Source organism: Pantoea sp. YR525 (genome assembly GCF_900116775.1).
GTDB classification, from domain to species: domain Bacteria; phylum Pseudomonadota; class Gammaproteobacteria; order Enterobacterales; family Enterobacteriaceae; genus Pantoea; species Pantoea symbiotica.
On sequence record NZ_FPBU01000020.1, the window covers coordinates 1 to 25,682 of the forward strand.

Genomic DNA, 25,682 nt, shown 5'->3' on the forward strand with positions numbered 1-25,682 from the left:
GGTCAGGTTCTGGCTAAGCCGGGTTCAATCAAGCCACATACCCAGTTCACTTCAGAAGTTTACGTTCTGTCTAAAGATGAAGGCGGCCGTCATACTCCGTTCTTCAAAGGCTACCGTCCTCAGTTCTACTTCCGTACTACTGACGTGACCGGTGACGTTCAACTGCCAGAAGGCGTTGAAATGGTAATGCCAGGCGACAACGTAAAAATGACCGTAACTTTGATCAAGCCAATCGCTATGGATCAGGGTCTGCGTTTCGCAATCCGTGAAGGCGGCCGTACTGTTGGTGCGGGTGTTGTTGCTGAAATCATCGCTTAATTGCGTTAATGTCGATGGCTGTTTCGGCAGTCATCGCAGCATGAAAAAGAGCACTTCGGTGCTCTTTTTTTATGTCTGAATTTTGCCGTTTCGATTAATCCCACATAAAAGCTGCGTTTGAAATAAAAACCATTCTCATTTACAATTTGATCATAAATTGTACGGGAGTCCGCAGTAAATGTACGTCTGCTTGTGTAATGCCGTGAGTGATAAAACTCTGCGCGAAGTGGTTCGCCGCTATCAACCCAAATCGATTCAACAATTGCGCCAGTTGGTGCCCATTGGCAAGCAATGTGGGAAGTGCGTGCGCTTTGCGCGGGAAATTATGGAAGATGAACTGCAAAACGTGCCGCTCTACAAAGAGATAGCTTGATAACTTAATCCTGCACTTCACAATACCCACAATAACCGTCGCGTTTTTTTGACTTCCTTTCATCCGCATCTACGCTCTATTTAGTTGGAAGCGGAGGAAGCAAAATGAAGGGCGACGGTAAAATCATAAATCATCTCAACAAATTGCTGGGGAATGAACTGGTTGCGATTAATCAGTACTTCCTTCATGCGCGTATGTTCAAAAATTGGGGTCTGACCCGGCTCAATGACGTTGAGTATCATGAGTCGATCGATGAAATGAAGCATGCGGACAAGTACATCGAACGCATTCTTTTTCTCGAAGGGATTCCTAACCTGCAAGATCTCGGTCGATTACGCATCGGTGAAGACGTGCCGGAGATGCTGCAGTCTGACCTGGCATTAGAACTGGAAGGCGCAAAGGATTTACGCGAAGCGATAGCCTATGCTGACAAGGTTCATGATTACGTCAGCAGAGACATGATGATTGAAATTCTTACGGAAGAAGAGGGCCACATAGACTGGCTGGAAACTGAACTCGATTTGGTGAACAAACTCGGCCTGCAAAATTATCTTCAGTCCCAATTAAAAGATCAGAACGAACACTAGTCTTATGCTCAACCAGCAATGTTATGCAAGCCCGCGCCAGTCAAAAACGATTGCTGCGGGTTTTTTTGGGTCTAAAGCGAGATAGATGTGGTTAAAAACACAACACGGGTTGCTTCCTAAACAGATTTACGTATAATGCGCGGGCCTGCCGATATTGGTGCGGCGCGATTCGAGCAGAATCGCAGGGGATAGCTGTCTATGTATCGCCTAACAATACTCCCAATTGGGGAGTTATATGCTGAACGATTACACTCCTCCATCAATCGTAATGGATGTGGGTAGTAATTCTTTTCGTTTATAAAATGTTTGGAGCCTTGGTCTCATGTCGAACCAAAGAATCCGTATCCGTCTTAAAGCGTTTGATCATCGCCTGATCGATCAATCAACCGCGGAAATCGTTGAGACTGCCAAGCGCACTGGTGCGCAGGTACGTGGTCCGATCCCGCTGCCAACCCGCAAAGAGCGTTTTACCGTTCTGATCTCTCCGCACGTTAACAAAGACGCGCGTGATCAGTACGAAATCCGCACTCACAAGCGTCTGGTAGACATCGTTGAGCCAACTGAAAAAACCGTTGATGCTCTGATGCGTCTGGACCTGGCTGCCGGTGTTGACGTGCAGATCAGCCTGGGTTAATCAGGTCATCGAGCGATTGAGAGGTTGATACAATGATTGGTTTAGTCGGTAAAAAAGTGGGTATGACCCGCATCTTCACTGAAGATGGCGTTTCAATCCCAGTAACCGTTATCGAAGTTGAAGCAAACCGCGTTACTCAGGTCAAAGGCCTGGACAACGATGGTTACCAAGCTATCCAGGTTACCACCGGTGCTAAAAAAGCAAGCCGTGTGAGCAAGCCTGAAGCAGGTCATTTTGCTAAAGCTGGCGTTGACGCTGGCCGTGGTCTGTGGGAATTCCGCACCGAAGGTGAAGATTTCTCTGTTGGCCAGAGCATCAGTGTTGAGATTTTCGCTGACGTTAAAAAAGTAGACGTTACCGGTACCTCTAAAGGTAAAGGTTTCGCAGGTACCGTTAAGCGCTGGAACTTCCGTACCCAGGACGCTACACACGGTAACTCCTTGTCACACCGCGTTCCGGGTTCTATCGGTCAGAACCAGACTCCGGGCAAAGTGTTCAAAGGCAAGAAAATGGCTGGTCAGCTGGGTAATGAGCGCGTAACCGTTCAGAGCCTGGAAGTAGTACGTGTTGACGCTGAGCGCAACCTGCTGCTGGTCAAAGGTGGCGTCCCGGGTGCAACTGGGTGCGATCTGATTGTTAAACCAGCTGTGAAGGCGTAAGGGGATAGCAATGGAATTAGTACTGAAAGACGCGCAGAGCGCGCTGACTGTTTCCGAAACTACCTTCGGTCGTGATTTCAACGAAGCGCTGGTTCACCAGGTTGTTGTTGCTTATGCCGCTGGTGCTCGTCAGGGTACTCGTGCGCAGAAGACTCGTGCTGAAGTTACTGGTTCAGGCAAAAAGCCTTGGCGCCAGAAAGGTACCGGCCGTGCGCGTTCAGGTTCTGTAAAGAGCCCGATCTGGCGTTCAGGTGGCGTGACCTTCGCTGCACGTCCACAGGACCACAGTCAAAAAGTTAACAAAAAGATGTACCGCGGCGCGCTGAAAAGCATCCTGTCCGAGCTGGTACGTCAGGACCGTCTGATCGTTGTCGAGACGTTCTCTGTAGAAGCGCCTAAAACTAAGCTGCTGGTACAGAAACTGAAAGACATGGCGCTGCAAGATGTGCTGATCATCACCGGTGAACTGGATGAGAATCTGTTCCTGGCTGCGCGTAACCTGTACAAGGTTGACGTGCGTGATGCAGCGGGCATCGACCCAGTTAGCCTGATCGCCTTCGACAAAGTCGTTATGACTGCGGAAGCAGTTAAGCAAGTTGAGGAGATGCTGGCATGATCCGTGAAGAACGTCTGCTGAAAGTAGTGCGTGCACCGCACGTATCAGAAAAAGCATCTACTGCGATGGAAAAAACCAATACCATCGTTCTCAAAGTTGCTAAAGACGCGACCAAAGCAGAGATCGTTGCTGCTGTTGAGAAGCTGTTCGAAGTGGAAGTTAAAGACGTAAACACCCTGGTAGTTAAAGGGAAAGTTAAGCGTCACGGACAGCGTATCGGTCGTCGTAGCGACTGGAAAAAAGCTTACGTCACCCTGAAGGAAGGCCAGAATCTGGACTTCGTCGGCGGCGCTGAGTAAGTCGGAGGAGAAAGACAATGGCAGTTGTTAAATGTAAACCGACATCTCCGGGTCGTCGCCACGTAGTTAAAGTGGTGAACCCAGAGCTGCACAAGGGCAAACCATTTGCTCCGCTGGTAGAAAAAAACAGCAAATCCGGTGGTCGTAACAACAATGGTCGTATCACTACCCGTCATATCGGTGGTGGTCACAAGCAGGCTTACCGTATTGTTGACTTCAAACGCAACAAAGATGGTATCCCAGCAGTTGTTGAGCGTCTTGAGTACGATCCGAACCGTTCTGCGAACATCGCACTGGTTCTGTACAAAGATGGCGAGCGCCGTTACATCCTGGCCCCTAAAGGCCTGAAAGCCGGCGATCAGATTCAATCTGGCGTTGATGCTGCGATTAAAGCAGGTAACACCCTGCCGATGCGTAACATCCCGGTGGGTTCTACCGTTCATAACGTAGAAATGAAACCAGGCAAAGGCGGTCAGATTGCTCGCTCAGCTGGTACTTACGTGCAGATCGTTGCGCGTGAAGGTTCCTACGTTACCCTGCGTCTGCGTTCAGGCGAAATGCGCAAAGTTGAATCCGAATGTCGTGCAACTCTCGGCGAAGTCGGCAACTCTGAGCACATGCTGCGCGTACTGGGTAAAGCTGGTGCAACCCGTTGGCGTGGTGTTCGTCCTACCGTTCGCGGTACTGCGATGAACCCAGTCGATCACCCGCACGGTGGTGGTGAAGGTCGTAACTTTGGTAAGCACCCGGTAACTCCGTGGGGCGTTCAGACCAAAGGTAAGAAGACCCGTAGCAACAAGCGTACTGATAAATTTATCGTACGTCGCCGTAGCAAATAATTTTAGAGGATAAGCCATGCCACGTTCTCTCAAGAAAGGTCCTTTTATTGACCTGCACTTGCTGAAGAAGGTAGAGAAAGCGGTGGAAAGCGGTGACAAGAAGCCCCTGCGCACTTGGTCCCGTCGTTCAACGATCTTCCCTAACATGATCGGTTTGACCATCGCTGTCCATAATGGTCGTCAGCACGTTCCTGTCTTTGTTTCCGACGAAATGGTCGGCCACAAACTGGGTGAATTTGCACCGACACGTACTTATCGCGGCCATGCTGCAGATAAGAAAGCCAAGAAGAAATAAGTAGGAGGAAGAGATGGAAACTATTGCTCAACATCGCCATGCTCGTTCTTCTGCTCAGAAGGTTCGCCTGGTGGCAGACCTGATTCGCGGTAAGAAAGTGTCGCAGGCTCTGGATATTCTGACCTACACCAACAAGAAAGCTGCTGTGTTGGTTAAGAAAGTCCTGGAATCTGCCATTGCGAACGCCGAACACAACGATGGCGCTGATATCGACGATCTGAAAGTCGCGAAAATCTTCGTAGACGAAGGCCCAAGCATGAAGCGCATTATGCCGCGTGCGAAAGGTCGTGCAGATCGCATCCTGAAGCGCACCAGCCACATTACTGTGGTTGTGTCCGATCGCTGAGACTCTGGAGACTAGCAATGGGTCAGAAAGTACATCCTAATGGTATTCGCCTGGGTATTGTAAAACCATGGAACTCTACCTGGTTTGCGAACACCAAAGAATTCGCTGACAACCTGGACAGCGATTTTAAAGTCCGTCAGTTCCTTACTAAGGAACTGTCTAAAGCGTCTGTATCTCGTATCGTTATCGAGCGTCCGGCTAAGAGCATCCGTGTGACTATTCACACTGCTCGCCCGGGTATCGTTATCGGTAAGAAAGGTGAGGACGTAGAAAAACTGCGTACGGTCGTCGCGAAAATCGCTGGCGTTCCTGCACAGATCAACATCGCCGAAGTCCGTAAGCCGGAACTGGACGCTAAATTGGTTGCTGATAGCATCACTTCACAGCTGGAGCGTCGTGTGATGTTCCGTCGTGCTATGAAGCGTGCTGTACAGAACGCAATGCGTCTGGGCGCGAAGGGTATTAAAGTTGAAGTCAGCGGCCGTTTGGGCGGTGCCGAGATCGCACGTACCGAATGGTACCGTGAAGGTCGCGTACCGTTGCACACACTGCGTGCAGACATTGACTACAACACCTCTGAAGCGCACACCACTTATGGTGTAATCGGCGTTAAGGTATGGATCTTCAAAGGCGAGATCCTGGGTGGTATGGCTGCTGTTGAACAACCGGAACCGGCTGCTCAACCTAAAAAGCAGCAGCGTAAAGGCCGTAAGTAAGGAGAGTCGCTGATGTTACAACCAAAGCGTACGAAATTCCGTAAAGTGCACAAAGGCCGCAACCGTGGTCTGGCGCAAGGTACGGATGTCAGCTTCGGTACTTTCGGTCTGAAAGCTGTTGGCCGTGGTCGTCTGACTGCTCGTCAGATCGAAGCAGCACGTCGTGCTATGACCCGTGCAGTTAAGCGTCAAGGTAAAATTTGGATCCGTGTATTCCCGGACAAACCAATTACCGAGAAGCCGCTGGAAGTGCGTATGGGTAAAGGTAAGGGTAACGTGGAGTATTGGGTTGCCCTCATTCAACCGGGTAAAGTCCTGTATGAAATGGACGGCGTTCCGGAAGAGCTGGCCCGTGAAGCCTTCAAGCTGGCAGCAGCAAAACTGCCTATCAAAACCACCTTTGTTACTAAGACGGTGATGTAATGAAAGCAAATGAGCTGCGTGAAAAAAGCGTTGAAGAGCTGAACACTGAGCTTCTTAACCTGCTGCGTGAGCAGTTTAACCTGCGCATGCAAGCAGCATCCGGCCAACTTCAGCAAACCCATCTGCTGAAAGAAGTTCGTCGTAATGTTGCACGTGTTAAGACTTTACTGACTGAGAAGGCGGCGTAATGACCGATAAAATCCGTACTCTGCAGGGTCGTGTTATTAGTGACAAAATGCAGAAATCTGCAGTTGTTGCTATCGAACGTGTCGTGAAACACCCGATCTACGGTAAATTCATCAAGCGTACGACTAAGCTGCACATCCATGACGAGAACAACGAATGTGGTATTGGTGACGTGGTAGAAATCCGCGAAACCCGTCCACTGTCTAAGACTAAGTCTTGGGCGTTGGTTCGCGTTGTAGAGAAAGCGGTTCTGTAATAGAATCCGCTTCCTCTAAAAATAAAATGAACGGCTCGTCTGAGCCGTTCATTTTTTCTACCCATGTGCGAGAACCGGTGTTATAATGCCGCGCCCTCAATTATGGGGCTTTTTAACGACCTGAGGTTTGGGTCCCGAAGTAGTAGTTGACATTAGCGGAGCACTAAAATGATCCAAGAACAGACTATGCTGAACGTCGCCGACAACTCCGGTGCACGTCGCGTAATGTGTATCAAGGTTCTGGGTGGCTCGCACCGTCGCTACGCAGGCGTCGGCGATATCATCAAAGTGACCATCAAGGAAGCAATTCCTCGTGGCAAGGTGAAAAAAGGTGATGTCCTGAAAGCGGTAGTGGTGCGCACCAGGAAGGGTGTTCGTCGCCCGGACGGTTCTGTCATTCGCTTCGATGGTAATGCATGCGTTATTTTAAATAATAACAGCGAGCAACCTATCGGTACGCGTATTTTTGGGCCGGTAACTCGTGAACTTCGTACTGAAAAGTTCATGAAAATTATCTCTCTGGCACCAGAAGTACTCTAAGGAGCGAGCAATGGCAGCGAAAATCCGTCGTAACGACGAAGTTATCGTGCTTACCGGCAAAGACAAAGGTAAACGCGGTAAAGTAAAGAACGTCCTGACTTCTGGTAAAGTCATCGTTGAAGGTATCAACCTGGTTAAGAAACATCAGAAGCCGGTTCCGGCCCTGAACCAACCAGGTGGCATCGTTGAGAAAGAAGCTGCTATTCAAGCTTCCAACGTTGCACTCTTCAATGCGGCAACCGGCAAGGCTGACCGTGTAGGCTTTAGATTCGAAGACGGCAAAAAAGTCCGTTTCTTCAAGTCTAATAGCGAAACTATCAAGTAATTTGGAGTAGTACGATGGCGAAACTGCATGATTACTACAAAGACGAAGTAGTCCAGAAACTCATGACAGAGTTCGGCTACAATTCTGTCATGCAAGTCCCTCGGGTCGAGAAGATCACCCTGAACATGGGTGTTGGTGAAGCGATCGCTGACAAGAAACTGCTGGATAACGCAGCAGCTGACCTGGCAGCAATCTCCGGTCAAAAACCGCTGATCACCAAAGCACGCAAATCAGTTGCAGGCTTCAAAATCCGTCAGGGCTATCCGATCGGCTGTAAAGTAACTCTGCGCGGTGAGCGCATGTGGGAGTTCTTTGAGCGTCTGATCACTATTGCTGTACCACGTATTCGTGACTTCCGCGGTTTATCTGCGAAGTCGTTCGACGGTCGTGGTAACTACAGCATGGGCGTTCGTGAGCAGATCATCTTCCCAGAAATCGATTATGACAAAGTCGATCGCGTTCGTGGTTTGGATATTACCATTACCACTACTGCGAAATCTGATGATGAAGGCCGTGCTCTGCTGGCTGCCTTTGAATTCCCATTCCGCAAGTAAGGTAGGGTTACTTAATGGCTAAGCAATCGATGAAAGCACGCGAAGTTAAGCGTGTGAAATTAGCAGACAAGTTTTTCGCCAAGCGCGTAGAACTGAAAGCGATCATTTCTGATGTGAACGCATCCGACGAAGATCGTTGGGATGCCGTTCTCAAGCTGCAGAGTCTGCCGCGTGATTCCAGCCCTTCCCGTCAGCGTAACCGCTGCCGTCAGACAGGTCGTCCGCACGGTTTCTTGCGGAAGTTTGGGTTGAGCCGTATCAAGGTCCGTGAAGCCGCAATGCGCGGTGAAATCCCGGGTCTTAAAAAGGCTAGCTGGTAATTGTCACCATTTGAATCACGGGAGTAACACAGATGAGCATGCAAGATCCGATCGCGGATATGCTGACCCGTATCCGTAACGGTCAGGCCGCGAACAAAGTTGCGGTCTCTATGCCTTCCTCCAAGCTGAAAGTGGCAATTGCCAACGTGCTGAAGGAAGAAGGCTATATTGAAGATTTTAAAATCGAAGGCGATATCAAGTCTGAGCTGGAAGTTACTTTAAAGTATTTCCAGGGCAAGGCTGTGGTAGAGAGCATTCAGCGTGTTAGTCGTCCAGGTCTGCGCATCTATAAGAAAAAAGATGAGCTGCCAAAAGTAATGGCTGGTCTGGGCATCGCTGTAATCTCTACCTCTAAAGGTGTCATGACTGATCGTGCAGCGCGCCAAGCTGGTCTTGGTGGCGAAATTATCTGCTACGTAGCGTAATCGGAGGAATAAAATGTCTCGTGTTGCAAAAGCACCTGTCGTTGTTCCTGCGGGCGTAGAGGTAAAACTCAGCGGTCAGGAAGTTTCGATCAAAGGCAAAAACGGCGAGCTGACTCGTACTATCAACAGTGCTGTAGAAGTTAAGCATGCAGACAACGCCCTGACTTTCGCTCCACGCGAAGGTTATGCGGATGGTTGGGCACAAGCAGGTACTGCTCGTGCGCTGCTGAACGGCATGGTTATCGGTGTTACCGAAGGCTTCACCAAGAAGCTGCAACTGGTTGGTGTTGGTTATCGTGCAGCTGTTAAAGGCAACTCTGTGAGCTTGGCCCTGGGCTTCTCTCACCCTGTTGACCATGCACTGCCGGCCGGCATCACTGCTGAATGTCCAACTCAGACTGAAATCGTGCTGAAAGGCGCTGATAAACAGCTGATTGGTCAGGTTGCAGCTGATCTGCGCGCCTACCGTCGTCCTGAGCCTTATAAAGGCAAGGGTGTTCGTTACGCCGACGAAGTCGTGCGTACCAAAGAGGCTAAGAAGAAGTAAGGTAACACTATGGATAAGAAATCTGCTCGTATCCGTCGTGCGACCCGTGCACGTCGCAAGCTCAAAGAGCTGGGTGCTACTCGCCTGGTGGTACATCGTACCCCGCGTCATATTTACGCACAGGTGATCGCCCCGAACGGTTCCGAAGTTCTGGTTGCTGCTTCTACTGTAGAAAAAGCTATTGCCGAACAACTGAAGTATACCGGTAACAAAGACGCCGCTGCAGCTGTAGGTAAAGCTCTGGCTGAGCGCGCTGTTGAGAAAGGCATTACTAATGTCTCTTTCGACCGTTCCGGGTTCCAATATCATGGTCGTGTCCAGGCACTGGCAGATGCTGCCCGTGAAGCTGGCCTTCAGTTCTAAGGTAGAGGTCTAAGATGTCAAACATCGAGAAACAAGCTGGCGAACTGCAGGAAAAACTGATCGCGGTAAACCGTGTATCTAAAACTGTAAAAGGTGGTCGTATTTTCTCCTTCACCGCACTGACTGTAGTGGGTGATGGTAACGGCCGCGTTGGTTTTGGTTACGGTAAAGCGCGTGAAGTTCCAGCAGCGATCCAGAAAGCGATGGAGAAAGCCCGTCGCAATATGATTAACGTCGCGCTGACTCACGGCACCCTGCAGCACCCTGTTAAAGGTGCTCACACAGGTTCTCGTGTGTTCATGCAGCCAGCTTCTGAAGGTACCGGTATCATCGCCGGCGGTGCAATGCGCGCTGTTTTAGAAGTTGCTGGAGTACATAACGTTCTGGCTAAAGCGTATGGTTCTACTAACCCGATTAACGTGGTTCGTGCAACTATCGATGGCCTGGGCAATATGAATTCTCCGGAAATGGTCGCTGCCAAGCGTGGTAAATCCGTTGAAGAAATTCTGGGGTAATCACGATGGCTAAGACAATTAAAATTACACAAACCCGCAGTTCAATCGGCCGCCTGCCTAAGCACAAAGCGACTCTGGTTGGCTTGGGTCTGCGTCGCATCAATCACACCGTTGAGCGTGAAGATACGCCTGCTGTACGCGGTATGATTAACGCGATTTCCTACATGCTGAAAGTGGAGGAGTAAGAGATGCGTTTAAACACTCTGTCTCCGGCCGAAGGGTCTAAACACGCTTCTAAGCGTCTGGGTCGTGGTATCGGTTCTGGCCTCGGTAAAACTGGTGGTCGTGGTCACAAAGGTCAGAACTCTCGTTCTGGCGGTGGCGTACGTCGCGGTTTCGAGGGTGGTCAGATGCCTCTGTACCGTCGTCTGCCGAAATTCGGTTTCACCTCTCGCAAAGCAATGATCACGACAGAAGTTCGTCTGTCTGATCTGGCGAAAGTTGAAGGCGGTATTGTTGACCTGAATACGCTGAAAGCGGCCAATATTATCGGTGTTCAGATTGAATTCGCGAAAGTGATTCTTTCTGGTGAAGTTTCTGCACCGGTAACGGTTCGCGGTCTGCGTGTCACCAAAGGTGCTCGTGCTGCAATCGAAGCTGCTGGCGGTAAAATCGAGGAATAAGTAGCAGATGGCAAAGCAACCGGGATTAGATTTTCAAAGTGCCAAAGGTGGCTTTGGTGAACTGAAGCGCAGACTGTTGTTTGTAATCGGTGCACTCATTGTCTTCCGAATTGGCTCTTTTATTCCAATCCCCGGTATCGATGCCACTGTACTTGCCAAACTGCTTGAGCAACAGCGTGGCACCATCATTGAAATGTTTAACATGTTCTCTGGTGGTGCTCTCAGTCGTGCCTCAATCTTCGCACTGGGTATTATGCCGTATATTTCGGCTTCTATTATTATCCAGCTGCTGACGGTGGTTCATCCAGCGTTAGCTGAGATTAAGAAAGAGGGTGAAGCTGGTCGTCGTAAGATTAGCCAGTACACTCGCTACGGCACACTGGTTCTGGCTGTATTCCAGTCAATCGGTATTGCTACCGGTTTACCGAATATGCCTGGAATGCAGGGACTGGTAATGAATCCAGGCTTTGCATTCTACTTTACCGCTGTTGTAAGTCTGGTTACCGGGACAATGTTCCTGATGTGGCTGGGCGAACAGATTACTGAACGAGGTATTGGTAACGGTATCTCGATCATTATCTTCGCAGGTATTGTTGCGGGCCTCCCGCCGGCCATTGGCCATACCATCGAGCAAGCGCGGCAAGGTGACCTGCACTTCCTTCTGTTGCTGTTGGTTGCAGTTCTAGTATTTGCAGTGACGTTCTTTGTTATTTTCGTCGAGCGTGGCCAGCGCCGCATTGTGGTCAACTACGCTAAACGTCAGCAAGGTCGTCGTGTATATGCTGCACAGAGCACACATTTACCGTTGAAAGTGAACATGGCGGGCGTAATCCCAGCTATTTTTGCTTCCAGCATTATTCTGTTCCCGGCGACCATAGCATCATGGTTCGGGGGCGGTACCGGTTGGAACTGGCTGACAACAATTTCGCTGTATTTGCAACCAGGACAGCCGCTTTATGTGCTACTCTATGCGACTGCAATCATCTTCTTCTGTTTCTTCTACACGGCGTTGGTCTTCAACCCACGTGAAACAGCAGATAACCTGAAGAAGTCTGGTGCATTCGTACCGGGAATTCGTCCGGGAGAGCAAACGGCGAAGTACATCGATAAAGTAATGACACGTCTGACCTTAATTGGCGCACTGTATATTACTTTTATCTGCCTGATCCCGGAGTTCATGCGTGATGCTATGAAAGTTCCATTCTACTTTGGCGGCACATCGCTGCTCATTGTAGTGGTCGTCATCATGGACTTTATGGCTCAAGTGCAAACTCTGATGATGTCAAGTCAGTACGAGTCTGCATTGAAGAAAGCTAACCTGAAAGGCTATGGCCGTTAATTCGGGTGCTTGAGAAGTTACGGAGAGTAAAAATGAAAGTTCGTGCTTCCGTCAAGAAATTATGTCGTAACTGCAAAATCATTCGCCGCGACGGTGTCGTACGTGTGATCTGCAGCGCCGAGCCAAAGCATAAACAGCGCCAAGGCTGATATTGTCACATATTTTTCTTGCAAAGTCGGGTTGAGCTGGCTAGATTAGCCAGCCAATCTTTTGTATGTCGATGCGTTACCATTTGAGTATCCTGAAAACGGGCTTTTCAGCATGGGACGCATTTGTTTAATTATAGGAGTGCATAGTGGCCCGTATAGCAGGCATTAACATTCCTGATCAAAAACATACCGTTATCGCATTAACTTCGATTTTCGGTATCGGTAAAACTCGTTCTAAAGCCATCTGCGCTTCAACGGGTATTGCTGAAAATGTTAAGATCAGAGAGCTGTCTGAAGAACAAATTGAACAGCTGCGTGAAGCAGTTGGTAAATTCGTTGTTGAAGGTGATCTGCGCCGTGAAATCACCCTGAGCATCAAGCGTCTGATGGACCTTGGTTGCTATCGTGGTTTACGCCATCGTCGTGGTCTGCCAGTTCGCGGTCAGCGTACTAAGACCAATGCACGTACCCGTAAGGGTCCGCGTAAACCGATCAAGAAATAATCGGGGTGAGTAAATAATGGCAAAGGCACCAGTTCGTGCACGTAAGCGTGTAAGAAAACAAGTCTCAGATGGCGTGGCTCATGTCCATGCATCTTTTAACAACACCATCGTTACCATTACTGATCGTCAGGGTAACGCACTGGGTTGGGCAACCGCCGGTGGTTCCGGTTTCCGCGGTTCACGTAAATCTACTCCGTTTGCTGCTCAGGTAGCTGCAGAGCGCTGTGCAGAAGCAGTGAAAGATTACGGTATTAAGAATCTGGAAGTTATGGTTAAGGGTCCGGGTCCGGGTCGCGAATCAACAATTCGTGCTCTGAACGCTGCTGGTTTCCGCATCACTAATATTACTGATGTGACTCCAATCCCTCACAACGGTTGTCGTCCGCCGAAAAAACGTCGCGTTTAATCGCCCGTTTTTAGGTTAGTTGGAGAAAGAAAATGGCAAGATATTTGGGTCCTAAGCTCAAGCTGAGCCGTCGTGAGGGTACCGACTTATTCCTTAAGTCTGGCGTTCGCGCGATCGATACCAAGTGCAAAATTGAACAACCACCTGGTCAGCATGGTGCGCGCAAACCGCGTCTGTCTGACTACGGCGGCCAGTTGCGTGAAAAGCAGAAAGTTCGTCGTATGTACGGCGTGCTGGAGCGTCAGTTCCGTAACTACTATAAAGAAGCAGCACGTCTGAAAGGCAACACAGGTGAAAACCTGCTGGCCCTGCTGGAAGGTCGTCTGGATAACGTTGTTTACCGTATGGGCTTTGGCGCCACTCGTGCAGAAGCACGTCAGCTGGTTAGCCATAAATCTATCCTGGTGAACGGTCGCGTTGTTAACATCGCTTCTTATCAGGTATCTCCGAATGATGTCGTAAGCATCCGTGAGAAAGCCAAACAGCAATCTCGCGTGAAGGCCGCTCTGGAGCTGGCTGAGCAGCGTGAAAAGCCAACCTGGCTGGAAGTTGATGCTACTAAGATGGAAGGTGTGTTCAAGCGTATTCCTGAACGTACTGATCTGTCTGCGGACATTAACGAACACCTGATCGTCGAGCTTTACTCTAAGTAAAGCTTAGTACCAAAGAGAGGACACAATGCAGGGTTCTGTGACAGAGTTTCTAAAACCGCGCCTGGTAGATATCGAGCAAGTGAGTTCGACGCACGCCAAGGTGACCCTTGAGCCGTTAGAGCGTGGCTTTGGCCATACTCTTGGTAACGCACTGCGCCGTATTCTGCTTTCTTCCATGCCGGGTTGCGCGGTGACCGAGGTTGAGATTGATGGTGTGCTTCATGAGTACTCCACCAAAGAGGGCGTACAGGAAGATATCCTGGAAATCCTGCTTAACCTGAAAGGGTTGGCGGTAAGAGTTCAAGGTAAAGATGAAGTCATCCTTACTCTGAATAAATCTGGCATTGGCCCTGTGACTGCAGCCGACATCACCCACGACGGTGATGTTGAAATCGTCAAGCCGCAGCATGTGATCTGCCACCTGACCGATGAAAACGCATCTATTAGCATGCGTATCAAAGTTCAGCGTGGTCGTGGTTATGTGCCGGCTTCTGCCCGAATTCATTCGGAAGAAGATGAGCGCCCAATCGGCCGTCTGTTGGTTGACGCTTGCTACAGCCCTGTAGACCGTATCGCCTACAATGTTGAAGCAGCGCGTGTAGAACAGCGTACCGACCTGGACAAGCTGGTCATCGAAATGGAAACCAACGGCACAATCGATCCTGAAGAGGCGATTCGTCGTGCGGCAACCATCCTGGCAGAACAACTGGAAGCTTTCGTTGACTTACGTGATGTACGTCAGCCGGAAGTGAAAGAAGAGAAACCAGAATTCGATCCGATCCTGCTGCGCCCTGTTGACGATCTGGAATTGACTGTCCGCTCTGCTAACTGCCTTAAGGCAGAAGCTATCCACTACATCGGTGATCTGGTACAGCGTACCGAGGTTGAGCTGCTTAAAACGCCTAACCTGGGTAAAAAATCTCTTACCGAGATTAAAGATGTGCTTGCTTCACGTGGTTTGTCTCTGGGCATGCGTCTGGAAAACTGGCCACCAGCAAGCATTGCTGATGAATAACCCGATCACAGGTTAAGGTTTCACTGAGAAGGATAAGGTCATGCGCCATCGTAAGAGTGGTCGTCAACTGAACCGCAACAGCAGCCATCGTCAGGCTATGTTCCGCAACATGGCTGGTTCTCTGGTTCGTCATGAGATCATTAAGACGACTCTGCCGAAAGCCAAAGAGCTGCGCCGCGTAGTTGAGCCGCTGATTACTCTTGCCAAGACCGACAGCGTAGCTAATCGTCGTCTGGCATTCGCCCGCACTCGTGATAACGAGATCGTGGCAAAACTGTTTAACGAGCTGGGCCCGCGTTTCGCGAGCCGTGCCGGTGGTTACACTCGCATTTTGAAGTGTGGCTTCCGTGCTGGTGACAACGCTCCGATGGCTTACATCGAGCTGGTTGATCGTCCAGAAGCTCAAGCAGAAGCTACTGCAGAGTAATTTGCAGTATCGTAGAAAACCCGCTTCGGCGGGTTTTTTATTGTCCTAATTCCTTCCCATTTACTCCCCTTTCGCTATGCTGATGGCAGATATACCCGTCAGGAACGTTCTTATGTGGCTAATTGATCAACTTGTTGAGCAGCACATCCGTGAAGCTCAGGAAAAAGGTGAACTGAGTAATCTGCCCGGCGAAGGCGCGCCTTTACAGTTAGATGATGACAGCGGAGTGCCGGATGAACTGCGAACGGCATATCGTCTATTAAAAAACTCTGGTCACTTACCGCCGGAACTTGAAATGCGTCGGGAAGCCTTAGCGTTAAATGATCTGCTTCGTGAACTGAATCCTGATGATGGCAAGGCACGTGAATTATCGAAACGCTTAGCGCTGCTAGAAATAAAAATCCAGCAAGCCGGAATCAGTACCGACTTCTTGCGAGGCGATTATGGCGACGTCATCCATCATCATTTGCAGCGGGAGAAATAACATGTACCGAATTGGCCAGCTGGCAAAAATGGCGGATGTTACGCCAGATACCATCCGCTTTTATGAAAAACAGCAGATGATGAATCATGAGGTACGAACAGAGGGCGGCTTTCGCCTTTATAGTGAAGATGATTTACAGCGGCTGCGTTTTATTCGCTATGGTCGCCAACTCGGCTTCAGCTTAGAATCAATTCGTGGTTTATTGTCGATCCGCATCGATCCTGAACATCACACTTGCCAGGAATCCAAAGCCATTGTGGCGAAGCGTTTGGATGAAGTTAATGGCATGATCGCTGAACTGCAGACGATCCAGCGTTCATTGCATCGTTTGGCTGATACCTGCTGCGGCGACGCACATAGCAGCGCCTGCTGTTCAATACTTGAAGCTCTGGAAAGAGGTGAAGAGCCGCAGCCTGAAATTTGTTGTAGCAAGGATTGAATTTTGCGCTGGAAGGAATATAGTTGCGCCGTTAATAACCGGAGGAAGAGATGACTCGCTATCAGCACCAAAAAGGTAAAATCAACGACAATGCACTTGAAGCATTATTACATGATCCACTGTTTAGGCAGCGCGTTGAAAAGAATCAGAAAGGAAAAGGCAGCTATCAACGTAAAAACAAACATGCTAAAGGACGTAACTGGGAGGCCAGTGATAAGCAGAAAAGTTTATCACTGGTCTTCTTCTTTAGAGACAAAAAAGCCGCCTCATTTGGGCGGCTTTTTCATCATAATTTATCGTGATTTTGTTGTTTTAACAGGTCACGGATTTCAGTAAGCAGTAACTCTTCATTTGTTGGCTTAGGTGCCGCTTTCTCAACTTCTTTTTTCTGATAAAGCTTATTCATTACTTTAATTGCCAGGAAGATTGCGAAGGCAACAATAACGAAATCAAATACAGTCTGAATAAAGTTACCGTACTCCATCACTACAGCAGGAATATCACCTTCTGCTGGCTTTAGTACCCACTTGAACTGTTTGAAATCGACGCCACCAATCAACAAGCCGAGTGGCGGCATGATGATATTGGCGACCAGTGAAGAAACAATCTTACCAAAAGCGGCACCGATGATGACACCGACTGCCAGATCAACCACGTTCCCACGCATTGCAAAATCACGAAACTCTTTGAATAAACTCATTGTTATCTCCTTGCCTTGGCCAATGGCTAAAGTCTAACAAACCTTTCTGCAATTGCCATTAGAACAATGGATTAAGCAAAACTTTCACGGCGGGCTTTCGCCTGCAGCTTTTACAGGAAGAATGGACTTGGCTGGAACAGACGCTCAACATCGGGCACAAACTTCTTATCCGTCAGGAACATAATTACGTGATCGCCCTGTTCAACACGCACGTTATCATTGGCGATGATCACTTCATCACCGCGCACCACAGCACCGATAATGGTTCCTGGCGGCAGCTTAATATCTTCTATAAGGCGTCCAACCACGCGAGATGTTGTTTCATCGCCATGTGCGATAGCTTCGATGGCTTCTGCAATACCGCGGCGTAGTGAAGAAACGCCAACGATATCTGCTTTACGTACGTGGCTAAGCAGCGCCGAGATGGTGGCTTGTTGTGGCGAAATCGCAATGTCGATCACGCTACCTTGAACAAGATCGACATAGGCGCGGCGCTGGATCAGCACCATCACTTTCTTAGCGCCCATTTTCTTGGCCAGCATGGCCGACATAATATTAGCTTCATCATCGTTAGTGACCGCAATGAAGAGATCCACCTGATCGACATGCTCTTCGGCCAGCAATTCCTGATCCGAAGCATCGCCGTAAAACACGATGGTATCGTGCAAACGCTCCGCTAGTTCTGCAGCCCGCTGTTGATTACGTTCAATCAACTTCACGCTGTACTGTTTTTCGAGGCGTTGCGCCAATCCAAAGCCGATATTGCCGCCGCCAACCAGCATGATGCGCTTATACGGTTTTTCCAGACGCTGCATTTCGCTCATTACCGCGCGAATATGCTGGCTCGCGGCAATAAAGAACACTTCATCGCCGGCTTCCACAATCGTAGAACCCTGCGGCCGAATTGGGCGATCCTGGCGGAAAATCGCCGCGACTCGCGTATCAATATGCGGCATATGTTCACGCATGATCGACAAAGGATTTCCGACCAGCGGGCCGCCATAATAGGCTTTTACCACCGCGAGGCTCACTTTGCCTTCGGCAAAATTCACCACCTGAAGTGCGCCAGGATACTGAATCAAACGGTAGATATTGTCGATCACCAACTGCTCAGGAGAGATTAGATGATCAATCGGCACGGCTTCCGGCACAAACAGCTTTTCAGCATCGCGTAAGTATTCAGCGGCACGAATACGCGCGATACGATTGGGCGTATTGAAAAGCGAATACGCAATCTGACAAGCCACCATATTGGTTTCATCGGAGTTGGTTACCGCCACCAGCATATCCGCATCTTCAGCACCGGCTTCACGCAAAATACGCGGATGGGATCCGTGACCATGCACTACGCGCAGATCAAATTTGTCCTGCAACACGCGCAAACGCGTGGCATCGCTGTCGACGACGGTAATATCGTTATTTTCCCCGACCAAATTTTCTGCCAGGGTTCCGCCGACCTGGCCGGCGCCGAGGATAATGATTTTCATGGCTTAGATGCTCTTGTCAGCGTGCGCAGCACTATTTTTTCATCAGCTTAGCGTAGAAGAAGCCGTCGCCGCCATCGATGGTCGGGAAAACCTGCCAGCCATTGGTTTGTCCTTGTGGCAACGTCTCAGCCACCGCGTCGCTGTGCGCTGCCAAAAAAGCGCTGATTTGATTGTGGTTCTCTTCCGGCAATATGGAGCAGGTGGCATAAATCATCGTGCCGCCAGATTTCAGACGCGGCCAAACGGCCTCAAGAATTTCACGCTGCAGATTCGCCAGCTCAGGAATATCACGATCGCGACGCAACCACTTGATGTCTGGATGACGACGAATTACGCCTGTGGCAGAGCAGGGCGCATCGAGCAGGATGCGATCAAACTGCATATCACCACACCAATCTGCCGGTGTACGGCCATCGCCCTGACGCACTTCAGCCTGCATGCCTAAGCGCTGCAAGTTCTCATGCACGCGGAGTAGGCGTTGCGGGTCAACATCGACAGCCAATACTTTGGCCTGCGGCGCGATTTCGAGGATATGTGTGGTTTTACCACCCGGAGCAGCGCAGAGATCGAGAATAGATTCCCCGTCTTTTGGCTCAAGCAGCAGTGCGCAACGTTGTGCTGAAAGATCCTGCACCGTTACCCAACCCTGATCGAAGCCCGGCAGCTGGCTTACTGGAGCGGGTGATTCCAGACGCAATGCATCTTGCGCATCGCCAGGAAAAGCAACTTTCTCTTCTGCCTGCAATAGTGCCAGCCAGGCATCACGACTGTGATGCTGGCGATTGACGCGCAGCCACATCGGCGGTCGCTGATTGTTGGCTTCAACAATCTGTTGCCACTGTTCTGGCCATGCTGCTTGCAGACGTTTCAGCAACCAGCCTGGATGCCAGTAACGTTGCGAGCCCTGATCGACTTCGGCTAACAGCGCTTCTTGCTGGCGCAGGAACTGGCGCAACACGCCGTTTAACAGCCCTTTCAAAGCCGTGCGCTTTAGTACTTCAGCACCCGCCACGGTTTCTGCCAGCGCCGCATGGGCCGGCACGCGGGTATAAAGTAGCTGATAAAGGCCAACCATCAACAGGTAATGCAATACTCGCTGCTTACCGGTTAACGTGCGCTCCATCAGTTTGCCGATTAAGGCTTCCAGCTGCGGCAGCGTGCGCATCACGCCAAAACAGAGCTCTTGCAGCAGCGCGCTATCTTTATCGGATAAGGTCTTTTGCGCGCCCGGCAAAATGGCACTTAGCGACTCGCCTTTGTCCACAACGCGTTCAATGAGTTGCGCGGCCAGGCTGCGCAAGTTGGTAGCTTTTTTCATGTTATTTCATCAAACAAAAAGCCCGGTTAAACCGGGCTTGGAAGATCAGGCCAGAACGGTTCCAGGTACGAACCATTCGCGGCGCGAATTGAGCAGGTCCTGAGCGGACATGGCTTTTTTACCGGCAGGTTGCAGCGATACCAGATTCAGCACACCATTGGCCGTTGCAATCTGAATGCCTTGTTTATCAGCATGAACGATTTCACCGGGTTGTTTGTTCTGATGCGGCAAAACCGTTGCCCGCCAGACTTTTACCGGTTGCTCTTCAATCATGAAATAGCTCATTGGCCATGGATTGAAGGCACGAATACAACGTTCCAACTGCGCTGCTGAAAGTGACCAATCGAGACGCGCTTCTTCTTTACTCAGCTTCTCGGCATAAGAGACCAGCGCTTCATCCTGAACCTCAGGCTTGGCATTACCACTTGCCAGCAGATCCAGCGTTAACAGCATGCCTTGTGGACCGAGTTGCGCCAGTTTCTCATACAGCGAAGCGCTGGTATCTTCAGCCGTAATTGGGCAGGAGAGTTTATGCAGCATGTCGCCGGTATCAAGGCCAACATCCATCTGCATGATGGTGACACCGGTTTCGGTATCGCCGGCCCAGAGAGAGCGTTGGATTGGGGCCGCACCGCGCCAGCGTGGCAGCAGCGAACCATGCACATTAATACAACCCAGGCGCGGCATCGCCAACACGGCTTTCGGCAGGATCAAGCCATAAGCGACCACCACCATGATATCGGCCTGCAGATCGGCAACCAGATGCTGATTCTCTTCAGGCTTCAGGGATTTCGGCTGAAATACGGGAATATCGTGCGCCTGTGCCAGGACTTTGACTGGGCTTGGCGTAAGCTTGTTTCCGCGTCCGGCTGGGCGATCTGGCTGGGTAAAAACGCCAACAACCTGATGCTCAGAAGCAAGCAGCGCGTCTAAATGACGCGCTGCAAAGTCAGGTGTACCGGCAAAGATAATTTTGAGCGGTGAAGACACAGTTTAACCTTCTATTAGCACTTAATCTTCGCGTGCGTTAAGGCGGGCCAATTTTTCCAGCTTCTGTTTGATGCGCTGACGTTTCAGTGGCGACAGATAATCAATGAAAAGTTTGCCATCGAGATGATCGATTTCATGCTGGATACAAATCGCCAGCAGACCGTCGGTTTCCAGCTCAAAGCTTTTACCGTCACGATCCTGCGCACGCACTTTTACCCACTCTGCGCGCGGCACAAAAGCACGTTGTTCAGGGATGGAAAGGCAGCCTTCTTCAATACCGGTTTCACCGCTTTTTTCCAGCAGTTCCGGATTGATCAGCACCAAACGCTCGTCACGGTTTTCTGAAACATCAATAACAATGATGCGCTGATGAATATCGACCTGAGTCGCCGCTAAACCAATACCTTCTTCGGCGTACATGGTTTCAAACATGTCGTCGACAATACGCTGAACGTCTGCGTTAACGGTTGCCACCGGCGCAGCGATTTTGCGAAGGCGATCATCAGGGAAATGTAATACCTGCAAAACTGACATAAATATCCAGATCTGTATGCGTTAAAGAAAAGATTACTGCCTCATATTGTAGACTTTTTGATGCCTGATTGACAGCATTGCACCGCATGATAGCGCGGCTGACAGGGAGTGCAGCATGGAGAGAATTGAATGGATGCTTAGGCTGGCAAATGTGAAAGGCTTAAGCGGTCAGGTTGTCAGACATTTAGCTCATGCATTGCAGAGTAATGCTCAGGTTGATGACGATCTTTTACAGGATCAGGGATTAAACGAAACCCAGCGACAACAGTTTAAAGTGCTGTGTCCACGCCAGTTAGAACGAACGCATCTGTGGCTGGAGGATGAACAGCATCAGCTAGTTTCCTGTATCGATGAACATTATCCCTCGACGTTAGCGGAAATCAGTCGAAGACCCTCATTGCTGTATGTCGCTGGAAGTTTGGATGCTTTGCAGACGCCCCAAATCGGTGTCGTGGGCAGCCGTCATTGCACGCATTATGGTAAGCAGTGGGGAAGTTGGTTTACACAGCAATTGGCGCTGAGTGGATTGACCATCACCAGCGGCCTGGCGCGTGGAATTGATGGCGTGGCGCATCGTGCCGCGCTAGAAGCGCAGGGTAAAACTGTGGCGGTGTTAGGTAGCGGACTACAGCATATTTACCCTAAAAGTCATCAAGCGCTGGCACGCGAGATCATCACCGGCGGTGGCGCACTGATCTCGGAATTCCCCCTTGATACAGCACCGCATGCGGTGAATTTTCCCCGACGTAATCGCATCATCAGTGGTTTAAGCCTTGGCGTATTGGTGATTGAGGCCACTTTGAAAAGCGGATCGCTGGTGACGGCACGCTACGCTTTGGAACAAAATCGTAACGTTTATGCGTTACCCGGCGCGCTAGGCAATCCCGGCAGTGAAGGAACGCACTGGCTTATCCAGCAAGGCGCGCTGCTGGTGGCGCATCCCAACAATATCCTTGAAGATTTACATTCAACACTTCAATGGTTGCCTGATAGCAGTTCAGAAACAATATATTCACAACACAGTGACGATGTGCCATTGCCATTTGCAACTGTGTTGGCTAACGTAGGTGATGAGGTTACACCTGTTGACGTCGTCGCTGAACGTGCCGGCCAACCTGTGCCAGTTATCGCAGCTCACCTGCTGGAGCTGGAGTTAGCAGGATGGATCGCAGCTGTACCCGGCGGCTATGTCCGATTGAGGAGGGCATGCCATGTTCGACGTACTTATGTACTTGTTTGAGACGTATATCCACAACGAAGCTGAAATGCGCGTTGATCAGGATAAATTGACCGATGATTTAACCGATGCCGGTTTTCATCGTGAAGATATCTACAATGCGTTGAATTGGCTTGAACGGTTAGCGGATTATCAGGAAGGCTTGGTTGCGCCTGTACTCATGGCAAACGATCCGCTCTCAATGCGAATCTACACCGAAGAGGAAAACCAGCGCTTAGATGCAGAATGTCGCGGTTTTATTTTGTTCCTGGAACAGGTCCAGGTGCTGAATATGGAAACGCGCGAAATGGTCATCGAACGTGTAATGGCCCTTGATACCCTCGAATTCGATCTTGAAGATCTCAAATGGGTGGTGTTGATGGTGCTGTTTAACATCCCAGGATGTGAAAACGCCTATCAGCAAATGGAAGAACTGTTATTCGACGTCAATGAAGGTATGCTGCATTAATAATCTGCGATTGATGCAACCGGTAATATGAGTAAATCAGCACTATTCTCCGTGCCTAAACACGATCCCTGCCCCGCTTGCGGGGCAGAATTAGTTATACGTTCTGGCAAACACGGCCCTTTTCTGGGGTGTGTGAATTATCCAACCTGCGATTACATCCGCCCGCTGAAAAGTCAGGGAGATGGTCATGTCGTTAAAGTACTGGAAGGCCATGCGTGCCCTCAGTGTGGCGCAGACAAAGTTCTGCGTCAGGGACGATTTGGCATGTTCGTGGGTTGCAGTCATTATCCGGAATGTGATTACACCGAAACCATCGATAAGCCAGATGAAACAGCTATCGCCTGTCCGCAATGTCAGAACGGTAAACTGGTACAACGGCGCTCGCGCTATGGCAAAACCTTCTACTCCTGCGATCGCTATCCAGATTGTCAGTTTGTCCTTAACGCAGCGCCGGTTGAAGGCGTTTGCCCGCATTGCCAGTTCCCATTATTAATAGAGAAGAAAACCGCACAAGGCATGAAGCGCTTCTGCGCCAGCAAACGCTGCGGTAAGCCTATCGTCCAGGACGAATCATCATCATGAAGCCAAGTCAGTATTCAGCGGGTAGTCTCGATTATTGCATTGAGAAGCTACAGCAACAGGAAGTTATCGCCTATCCAACCGAAGCCGTATTTGGATTGGGCTGCGATCCCGATAGCGAAGAGGCCGTAATGGCGCTTTTGGCGCTCAAGCAGCGCCCAGTGGAGAAGGGACTCATTTTGATTGCGTCCGATTACGCGCAGCTGGAACCTTATATCGCGGATCGTGAACTCTCGGTGCTGCAGCGCGAGCGTATGTTTGCAAGTTGGCCAGGCCCGGTGACCTATGTGGTGCCCGCCTCGCCACATACGCCGCGTTGGTTAACCGGGCGTTTCGACTCACTGGCCATTCGCGTTAGCGATCATCCGGACGTACAGGCTTTGTGTCGTGGTTTTGGTAAACCTCTGGTTTCGACCAGCGCCAATCTTTCCGGCGAACCGCCATGCCGTAATGCGGATGAGGTTGCTAAGCAATTTGGTCCGCAGTTCCCGGTCTTGCATGCTGAAACAGGTGGGCGACTGAATCCTTCTGAAATCCGCGACGTCATTAGCGGTGAACTTATTCGTCAGGGCTAATTCATGGAAAATTTTGCCGTTTTTGGTCATCCCATTGCGCATAGTAAATCTCCTTTCATTCACCGCCTGTTCGCTGAGCAAACTGGCATTGAGCATCAATATGGCAAGGAGTGCGCGCCACTTGAGGGATTTCCACAGTCGATCGCGGATTTCTTTGCGCAAGGCGGTAAAGGTGCCAATGTCACACTGCCTTTTAAACAGCTGGCGTGGGAATTTGCTGATGAGCTCAGCGAGCGCGCAGCATTATCTGGTGCGGTTAATACCTTAAAGAAAGATGCGCAGGGCAAGATCTTCGGCGATAACACGGATGGCATCGGTTTGCTCAGCGATCTGGAACGATTGCAGATGATCCATCCCGGCGATCAAATTCTGCTGGTGGGCGCCGGTGGTGCTGCGCGTGGCGTGATCCTGCCTCTGCTTTCATTCGGATGTTCGCTGGTGGTGGTGAATCGCACCGTGGAACGCGCCGAGCAACTGGCAGAGATTTTCCAGCATAGCGGGGATATTAAAGCGGCCAGCTTTGAGCAATTAGCAGATCAGCAATTTGATCTGATCATTAATGCGACCTCAAGTGGTGTTGATGGCAAAGTTCCGGCGTTGGCCACATCGCTAATTCATGCGCAAACGCGGTGCTATGACATGTTTTATCAACAAGGTTTGACACCATTCTTAGTGTGGTGTCAGCAGCAGGGCGCGCAGCAGCTGGCAGATGGCGTTGGTATGTTAGTGGGGCAAGCCGCTCATGCTTTCCATTTATGGCATGGCGTGATGCCAGAGATCACGCCAGTGATTGCCAAACTGAAGCAATCGATGCAGCAGGTATAAGGTTGGCGATCAGGGATGAGTTTGGCTTTCCTGATCGAGATATTCATTCTTCCAACCCACATAGTTGTTGGACGAGTAAAGCAACCCGGCAATCTCCGCTTCACTGAGCGGGCGCACTTGTTTAACCGGGCTGCCTAAATATAGGTAGCCACTTTCCAGCCGTTTACCCGGCGGCACCAAACTGCCAGCGCCAATCATCACATCATCTTCAACGATCACGCCGTCCAGTAGAATGGATCCCATACCAACCAATACGCGATTGCCGATAGTACAGCCGTGCAGCATCGCTTTATGCCCTACTGTGACATCTTCGCCGACAATCAGCGGATAACCTTCTGGGTTGCTGGTGGACTTGTGAGTGACATGCAGTACGCTGCCATCCTGAATATTGCTTCTTTTACCTATCACCACTTTATTGACGTCACCGCGAATCGCAACCAGCGGCCAGATGCTTACGTCATCGGCAAGTTGTACTTCACCCACCACCACGCTGCTGCTGTCGATCATCACGCGATCGCCTTGTTGCGGAAAATGGTTCTTATAAGGTCGTAGGGCTGTAGACATGATCTTCTCCTTTTACGTTTTTACCCAAGCCTGCGGCTTAATAGGCGGATAAACAAGATGATTTTTGAGCGGATCGCTCGCGATCGCAGCGAAAAGAGTGAAAACTCGCCAGTCGATTAAAAAGATCGAAAAAAGGGGTTGTGCAAAAAATTCGGATCCCTATAATGCGCCACCACTGAGACGGCAAAGCGGTAACGCAGACGGCTCAGCAGGGAGTGAAGAAATTCATCCCGCCGGATGAAAACGCTGAA

Annotated in this window: 44 protein-coding genes and 1 pseudogene; 39 read left to right on the forward strand and 6 right to left on the reverse strand. The window is 50.2% G+C overall.

The annotated features are described in order from the left end of the window. From tuf to BM323_RS24035, 34 genes and pseudogenes are all read left to right on the forward strand, one after another. Positions 1-318 (forward strand): annotated as a pseudogene (gene tuf, locus BM323_RS23870) (elongation factor Tu); the annotation flags it as partial. Between the two features lie 178 nt (positions 319-496). Further along, complete coding sequence (bfd, locus tag BM323_RS23875; protein ID WP_008104746.1) at positions 497-691, forward strand: bacterioferritin-associated ferredoxin; 195 nt, start codon at positions 497-499, stop codon at positions 689-691. A 104-nt stretch (positions 692-795) separates the two neighbouring features. Continuing rightward, positions 796-1,278 carry a bacterioferritin gene (gene bfr, locus BM323_RS23880; RefSeq protein WP_008104744.1) on the forward strand — a complete coding sequence of 161 codons (483 nt, stop codon included), beginning with the start codon at positions 796-798 and terminating at the stop codon, positions 1,276-1,278. Between the two features lie 322 nt (positions 1,279-1,600). Then, the gene (gene rpsJ, locus BM323_RS23885; RefSeq protein WP_006120582.1) at positions 1,601-1,912 is read left to right on the forward strand and encodes a 30S ribosomal protein S10; all 312 of its coding nucleotides are present in this window, start codon (positions 1,601-1,603) and stop codon (positions 1,910-1,912) included. Positions 1,913-1,944: 32 nt separating this feature from the next. Continuing rightward, the gene (rplC, locus tag BM323_RS23890; RefSeq protein ID WP_008104741.1) at positions 1,945-2,571 is read left to right on the forward strand and encodes a 50S ribosomal protein L3; all 627 of its coding nucleotides are present in this window, start codon (positions 1,945-1,947) and stop codon (positions 2,569-2,571) included. Positions 2,572-2,581: 10 nt separating this feature from the next. Continuing rightward, positions 2,582-3,187 (forward strand): 50S ribosomal protein L4, encoded by a 606-nt coding sequence (rplD, locus tag BM323_RS23895; protein ID WP_007891650.1) that lies wholly within the window; start codon positions 2,582-2,584, stop codon positions 3,185-3,187. Continuing rightward, entirely contained in the window at positions 3,184-3,486 is a 303-nt protein-coding gene (gene rplW / locus BM323_RS23900) for a 50S ribosomal protein L23 (protein WP_007891652.1), read from the forward strand. Before rplD ends, rplW begins: the two co-directional genes overlap by 4 nt. Positions 3,487-3,503: 17 nt before the next feature. Beyond that, positions 3,504-4,325: a 50S ribosomal protein L2 gene (gene rplB, locus BM323_RS23905; protein WP_007891654.1), complete on the forward strand. Its 822-nt coding sequence runs from the start codon at positions 3,504-3,506 to the stop codon at positions 4,323-4,325. A gap of 16 nt (positions 4,326-4,341) precedes the next feature. Then, positions 4,342-4,620: a 30S ribosomal protein S19 gene (gene rpsS / locus BM323_RS23910; protein WP_001138115.1), complete on the forward strand. Its 279-nt coding sequence runs from the start codon at positions 4,342-4,344 to the stop codon at positions 4,618-4,620. 13 nt (positions 4,621-4,633) lie between these two features. Beyond that, positions 4,634-4,966: a 50S ribosomal protein L22 gene (rplV, locus tag BM323_RS23915; RefSeq protein ID WP_007891659.1), complete on the forward strand. Its 333-nt coding sequence runs from the start codon at positions 4,634-4,636 to the stop codon at positions 4,964-4,966. A 17-nt stretch (positions 4,967-4,983) separates the two neighbouring features. Then, positions 4,984-5,682 (forward strand): 30S ribosomal protein S3, encoded by a 699-nt coding sequence (gene rpsC, locus BM323_RS23920; RefSeq protein ID WP_007891660.1) that lies wholly within the window; start codon positions 4,984-4,986, stop codon positions 5,680-5,682. Between the two features lie 12 nt (positions 5,683-5,694). Beyond that, positions 5,695-6,105 carry a 50S ribosomal protein L16 gene (gene rplP, locus BM323_RS23925; RefSeq protein ID WP_002438716.1) on the forward strand — a complete coding sequence of 137 codons (411 nt, stop codon included), beginning with the start codon at positions 5,695-5,697 and terminating at the stop codon, positions 6,103-6,105. After that, the gene (gene rpmC / locus BM323_RS23930; protein ID WP_007891662.1) at positions 6,105-6,293 is read left to right on the forward strand and encodes a 50S ribosomal protein L29; all 189 of its coding nucleotides are present in this window, start codon (positions 6,105-6,107) and stop codon (positions 6,291-6,293) included. The genes rplP and rpmC overlap by 1 nt, the downstream gene beginning before the upstream one ends. Further along, the gene (gene rpsQ, locus BM323_RS23935) at positions 6,293-6,547 is read left to right on the forward strand and encodes a 30S ribosomal protein S17 (protein WP_008104738.1); all 255 of its coding nucleotides are present in this window, start codon (positions 6,293-6,295) and stop codon (positions 6,545-6,547) included. Before rpmC ends, rpsQ begins: the two co-directional genes overlap by 1 nt. A 168-nt stretch (positions 6,548-6,715) precedes the next feature. Beyond that, entirely contained in the window at positions 6,716-7,087 is a 372-nt protein-coding gene (gene rplN, locus BM323_RS23940) for a 50S ribosomal protein L14 (protein WP_006120590.1), read from the forward strand. 10 nt (positions 7,088-7,097) lie between these two features. After that, positions 7,098-7,412 carry a 50S ribosomal protein L24 gene (gene rplX / locus BM323_RS23945; protein ID WP_007891664.1) on the forward strand — a complete coding sequence of 105 codons (315 nt, stop codon included), beginning with the start codon at positions 7,098-7,100 and terminating at the stop codon, positions 7,410-7,412. A 14-nt stretch (positions 7,413-7,426) separates the two neighbouring features. After that, positions 7,427-7,966 (forward strand): 50S ribosomal protein L5, encoded by a 540-nt coding sequence (gene rplE, locus BM323_RS23950; protein ID WP_007891665.1) that lies wholly within the window; start codon positions 7,427-7,429, stop codon positions 7,964-7,966. 14 nt (positions 7,967-7,980) lie between these two features. Next, complete coding sequence (gene rpsN / locus BM323_RS23955; RefSeq protein WP_007891666.1) at positions 7,981-8,286, forward strand: 30S ribosomal protein S14; 306 nt, start codon at positions 7,981-7,983, stop codon at positions 8,284-8,286. 32 nt (positions 8,287-8,318) lie between these two features. Then, a complete protein-coding gene (gene rpsH / locus BM323_RS23960; protein WP_007891668.1) occupies positions 8,319-8,711 on the forward strand; it encodes a 30S ribosomal protein S8 in 393 nt (130 codons plus the stop codon). 13 nt (positions 8,712-8,724) lie between these two features. Further along, positions 8,725-9,258, forward strand: a complete 534-nt coding sequence (rplF, locus tag BM323_RS23965; protein ID WP_008104735.1) for a 50S ribosomal protein L6 — start codon at positions 8,725-8,727, stop codon at positions 9,256-9,258. 9 nt (positions 9,259-9,267) lie between these two features. Next, the gene (gene rplR / locus BM323_RS23970; protein WP_008104733.1) at positions 9,268-9,621 is read left to right on the forward strand and encodes a 50S ribosomal protein L18; all 354 of its coding nucleotides are present in this window, start codon (positions 9,268-9,270) and stop codon (positions 9,619-9,621) included. Positions 9,622-9,635: 14 nt separating this feature from the next. Next, positions 9,636-10,136 (forward strand): 30S ribosomal protein S5, encoded by a 501-nt coding sequence (rpsE, locus tag BM323_RS23975; protein ID WP_007891679.1) that lies wholly within the window; start codon positions 9,636-9,638, stop codon positions 10,134-10,136. Between the two features lie 5 nt (positions 10,137-10,141). Further along, a complete protein-coding gene (rpmD, locus tag BM323_RS23980) occupies positions 10,142-10,321 on the forward strand; it encodes a 50S ribosomal protein L30 (protein WP_007891681.1) in 180 nt (59 codons plus the stop codon). Between the two features lie 3 nt (positions 10,322-10,324). After that, complete coding sequence (gene rplO / locus BM323_RS23985; RefSeq protein WP_007891684.1) at positions 10,325-10,759, forward strand: 50S ribosomal protein L15; 435 nt, start codon at positions 10,325-10,327, stop codon at positions 10,757-10,759. 7 nt (positions 10,760-10,766) lie between these two features. Next, positions 10,767-12,098, forward strand: a complete 1,332-nt coding sequence (gene secY, locus BM323_RS23990) for a preprotein translocase subunit SecY (protein WP_007891686.1) — start codon at positions 10,767-10,769, stop codon at positions 12,096-12,098. 32 nt (positions 12,099-12,130) lie between these two features. Next, entirely contained in the window at positions 12,131-12,247 is a 117-nt protein-coding gene (rpmJ, locus tag BM323_RS23995; RefSeq protein WP_004160566.1) for a 50S ribosomal protein L36, read from the forward strand. A gap of 146 nt (positions 12,248-12,393) precedes the next feature. Then, entirely contained in the window at positions 12,394-12,750 is a 357-nt protein-coding gene (rpsM, locus tag BM323_RS24000; protein WP_034830736.1) for a 30S ribosomal protein S13, read from the forward strand. A 16-nt stretch (positions 12,751-12,766) separates the two neighbouring features. After that, a complete protein-coding gene (gene rpsK, locus BM323_RS24005) occupies positions 12,767-13,156 on the forward strand; it encodes a 30S ribosomal protein S11 (RefSeq protein ID WP_004160563.1) in 390 nt (129 codons plus the stop codon). 32 nt (positions 13,157-13,188) lie between these two features. Next, on the forward strand, positions 13,189-13,809 hold the full coding sequence (gene rpsD, locus BM323_RS24010; protein WP_007891687.1) for a 30S ribosomal protein S4: 621 nt from the start codon (positions 13,189-13,191) through the stop codon (positions 13,807-13,809). A 25-nt stretch (positions 13,810-13,834) separates the two neighbouring features. Then, the gene (gene rpoA / locus BM323_RS24015) at positions 13,835-14,824 is read left to right on the forward strand and encodes a DNA-directed RNA polymerase subunit alpha (RefSeq protein WP_007891688.1); all 990 of its coding nucleotides are present in this window, start codon (positions 13,835-13,837) and stop codon (positions 14,822-14,824) included. A 40-nt stretch (positions 14,825-14,864) separates the two neighbouring features. After that, positions 14,865-15,251 carry a 50S ribosomal protein L17 gene (rplQ, locus tag BM323_RS24020; RefSeq protein ID WP_008104728.1) on the forward strand — a complete coding sequence of 129 codons (387 nt, stop codon included), beginning with the start codon at positions 14,865-14,867 and terminating at the stop codon, positions 15,249-15,251. 112 nt (positions 15,252-15,363) lie between these two features. Beyond that, complete coding sequence (locus BM323_RS24025; RefSeq protein WP_008104726.1) at positions 15,364-15,735, forward strand: DnaJ family domain-containing protein; 372 nt, start codon at positions 15,364-15,366, stop codon at positions 15,733-15,735. Position 15,736: 1 nt separating this feature from the next. Further along, positions 15,737-16,174, forward strand: a complete 438-nt coding sequence (gene zntR / locus BM323_RS24030) for a Zn(2+)-responsive transcriptional regulator (RefSeq protein ID WP_008104724.1) — start codon at positions 15,737-15,739, stop codon at positions 16,172-16,174. 50 nt (positions 16,175-16,224) lie between these two features. After that, a complete protein-coding gene (locus tag BM323_RS24035; protein WP_008104722.1) occupies positions 16,225-16,476 on the forward strand; it encodes an alternative ribosome-rescue factor A in 252 nt (83 codons plus the stop codon). On the opposite strand, the gene mscL is transcribed toward BM323_RS24035, so the two are convergent. The 5 genes from mscL to def form a co-directional block, all read right to left on the reverse strand. Further along, positions 16,461-16,874: a large-conductance mechanosensitive channel protein MscL gene (gene mscL, locus BM323_RS24040; protein WP_008104721.1), complete on the reverse strand. Its 414-nt coding sequence runs from the start codon at positions 16,872-16,874 to the stop codon at positions 16,461-16,463. The genes BM323_RS24035 and mscL overlap by 16 nt on opposite strands. 110 nt (positions 16,875-16,984) lie before the next feature. Continuing rightward, the gene (trkA, locus tag BM323_RS24045) at positions 16,985-18,361 is read right to left on the reverse strand and encodes a Trk system potassium transporter TrkA (RefSeq protein WP_007891694.1); all 1,377 of its coding nucleotides are present in this window, start codon (positions 18,359-18,361) and stop codon (positions 16,985-16,987) included. A gap of 31 nt (positions 18,362-18,392) precedes the next feature. After that, positions 18,393-19,679 carry a 16S rRNA (cytosine(967)-C(5))-methyltransferase RsmB gene (rsmB, locus tag BM323_RS24050; protein ID WP_008104719.1) on the reverse strand — a complete coding sequence of 429 codons (1,287 nt, stop codon included), beginning with the start codon at positions 19,677-19,679 and terminating at the stop codon, positions 18,393-18,395. A gap of 45 nt (positions 19,680-19,724) precedes the next feature. Next, entirely contained in the window at positions 19,725-20,669 is a 945-nt protein-coding gene (fmt, locus tag BM323_RS24055) for a methionyl-tRNA formyltransferase (protein WP_008104718.1), read from the reverse strand. A gap of 21 nt (positions 20,670-20,690) precedes the next feature. Next, positions 20,691-21,203: a peptide deformylase gene (def, locus tag BM323_RS24060; RefSeq protein WP_008104717.1), complete on the reverse strand. Its 513-nt coding sequence runs from the start codon at positions 21,201-21,203 to the stop codon at positions 20,691-20,693. Between the two features lie 115 nt (positions 21,204-21,318). On the opposite strand from def, the gene dprA reads away from it, so the two are divergent. From dprA to aroE, 5 genes are read left to right on the forward strand one after another with little or no spacing between them, the layout of a single operon-like run. Continuing rightward, complete coding sequence (dprA, locus tag BM323_RS24065) at positions 21,319-22,443, forward strand: DNA-protecting protein DprA (protein ID WP_008104714.1); 1,125 nt, start codon at positions 21,319-21,321, stop codon at positions 22,441-22,443. Beyond that, a complete protein-coding gene (gene smg / locus BM323_RS24070; protein WP_007891699.1) occupies positions 22,415-22,888 on the forward strand; it encodes a DUF494 family protein Smg in 474 nt (157 codons plus the stop codon). Before dprA ends, smg begins: the two co-directional genes overlap by 29 nt. A gap of 27 nt (positions 22,889-22,915) precedes the next feature. After that, positions 22,916-23,470: a DNA topoisomerase family protein gene (locus BM323_RS24075; protein WP_008104712.1), complete on the forward strand. Its 555-nt coding sequence runs from the start codon at positions 22,916-22,918 to the stop codon at positions 23,468-23,470. Then, complete coding sequence (gene tsaC, locus BM323_RS24080; RefSeq protein WP_008104709.1) at positions 23,467-24,042, forward strand: L-threonylcarbamoyladenylate synthase type 1 TsaC; 576 nt, start codon at positions 23,467-23,469, stop codon at positions 24,040-24,042. Before BM323_RS24075 ends, tsaC begins: the two co-directional genes overlap by 4 nt. A 3-nt stretch (positions 24,043-24,045) precedes the next feature. Further along, positions 24,046-24,867 carry a shikimate dehydrogenase gene (aroE, locus tag BM323_RS24085; RefSeq protein WP_008104707.1) on the forward strand — a complete coding sequence of 274 codons (822 nt, stop codon included), beginning with the start codon at positions 24,046-24,048 and terminating at the stop codon, positions 24,865-24,867. A gap of 9 nt (positions 24,868-24,876) precedes the next feature. On the opposite strand, the gene BM323_RS24090 is transcribed toward aroE, so the two are convergent. After that, positions 24,877-25,431: a gamma carbonic anhydrase family protein gene (locus tag BM323_RS24090; RefSeq protein ID WP_008104705.1), complete on the reverse strand. Its 555-nt coding sequence runs from the start codon at positions 25,429-25,431 to the stop codon at positions 24,877-24,879. Positions 25,432-25,682 lie beyond the last annotated feature (251 nt).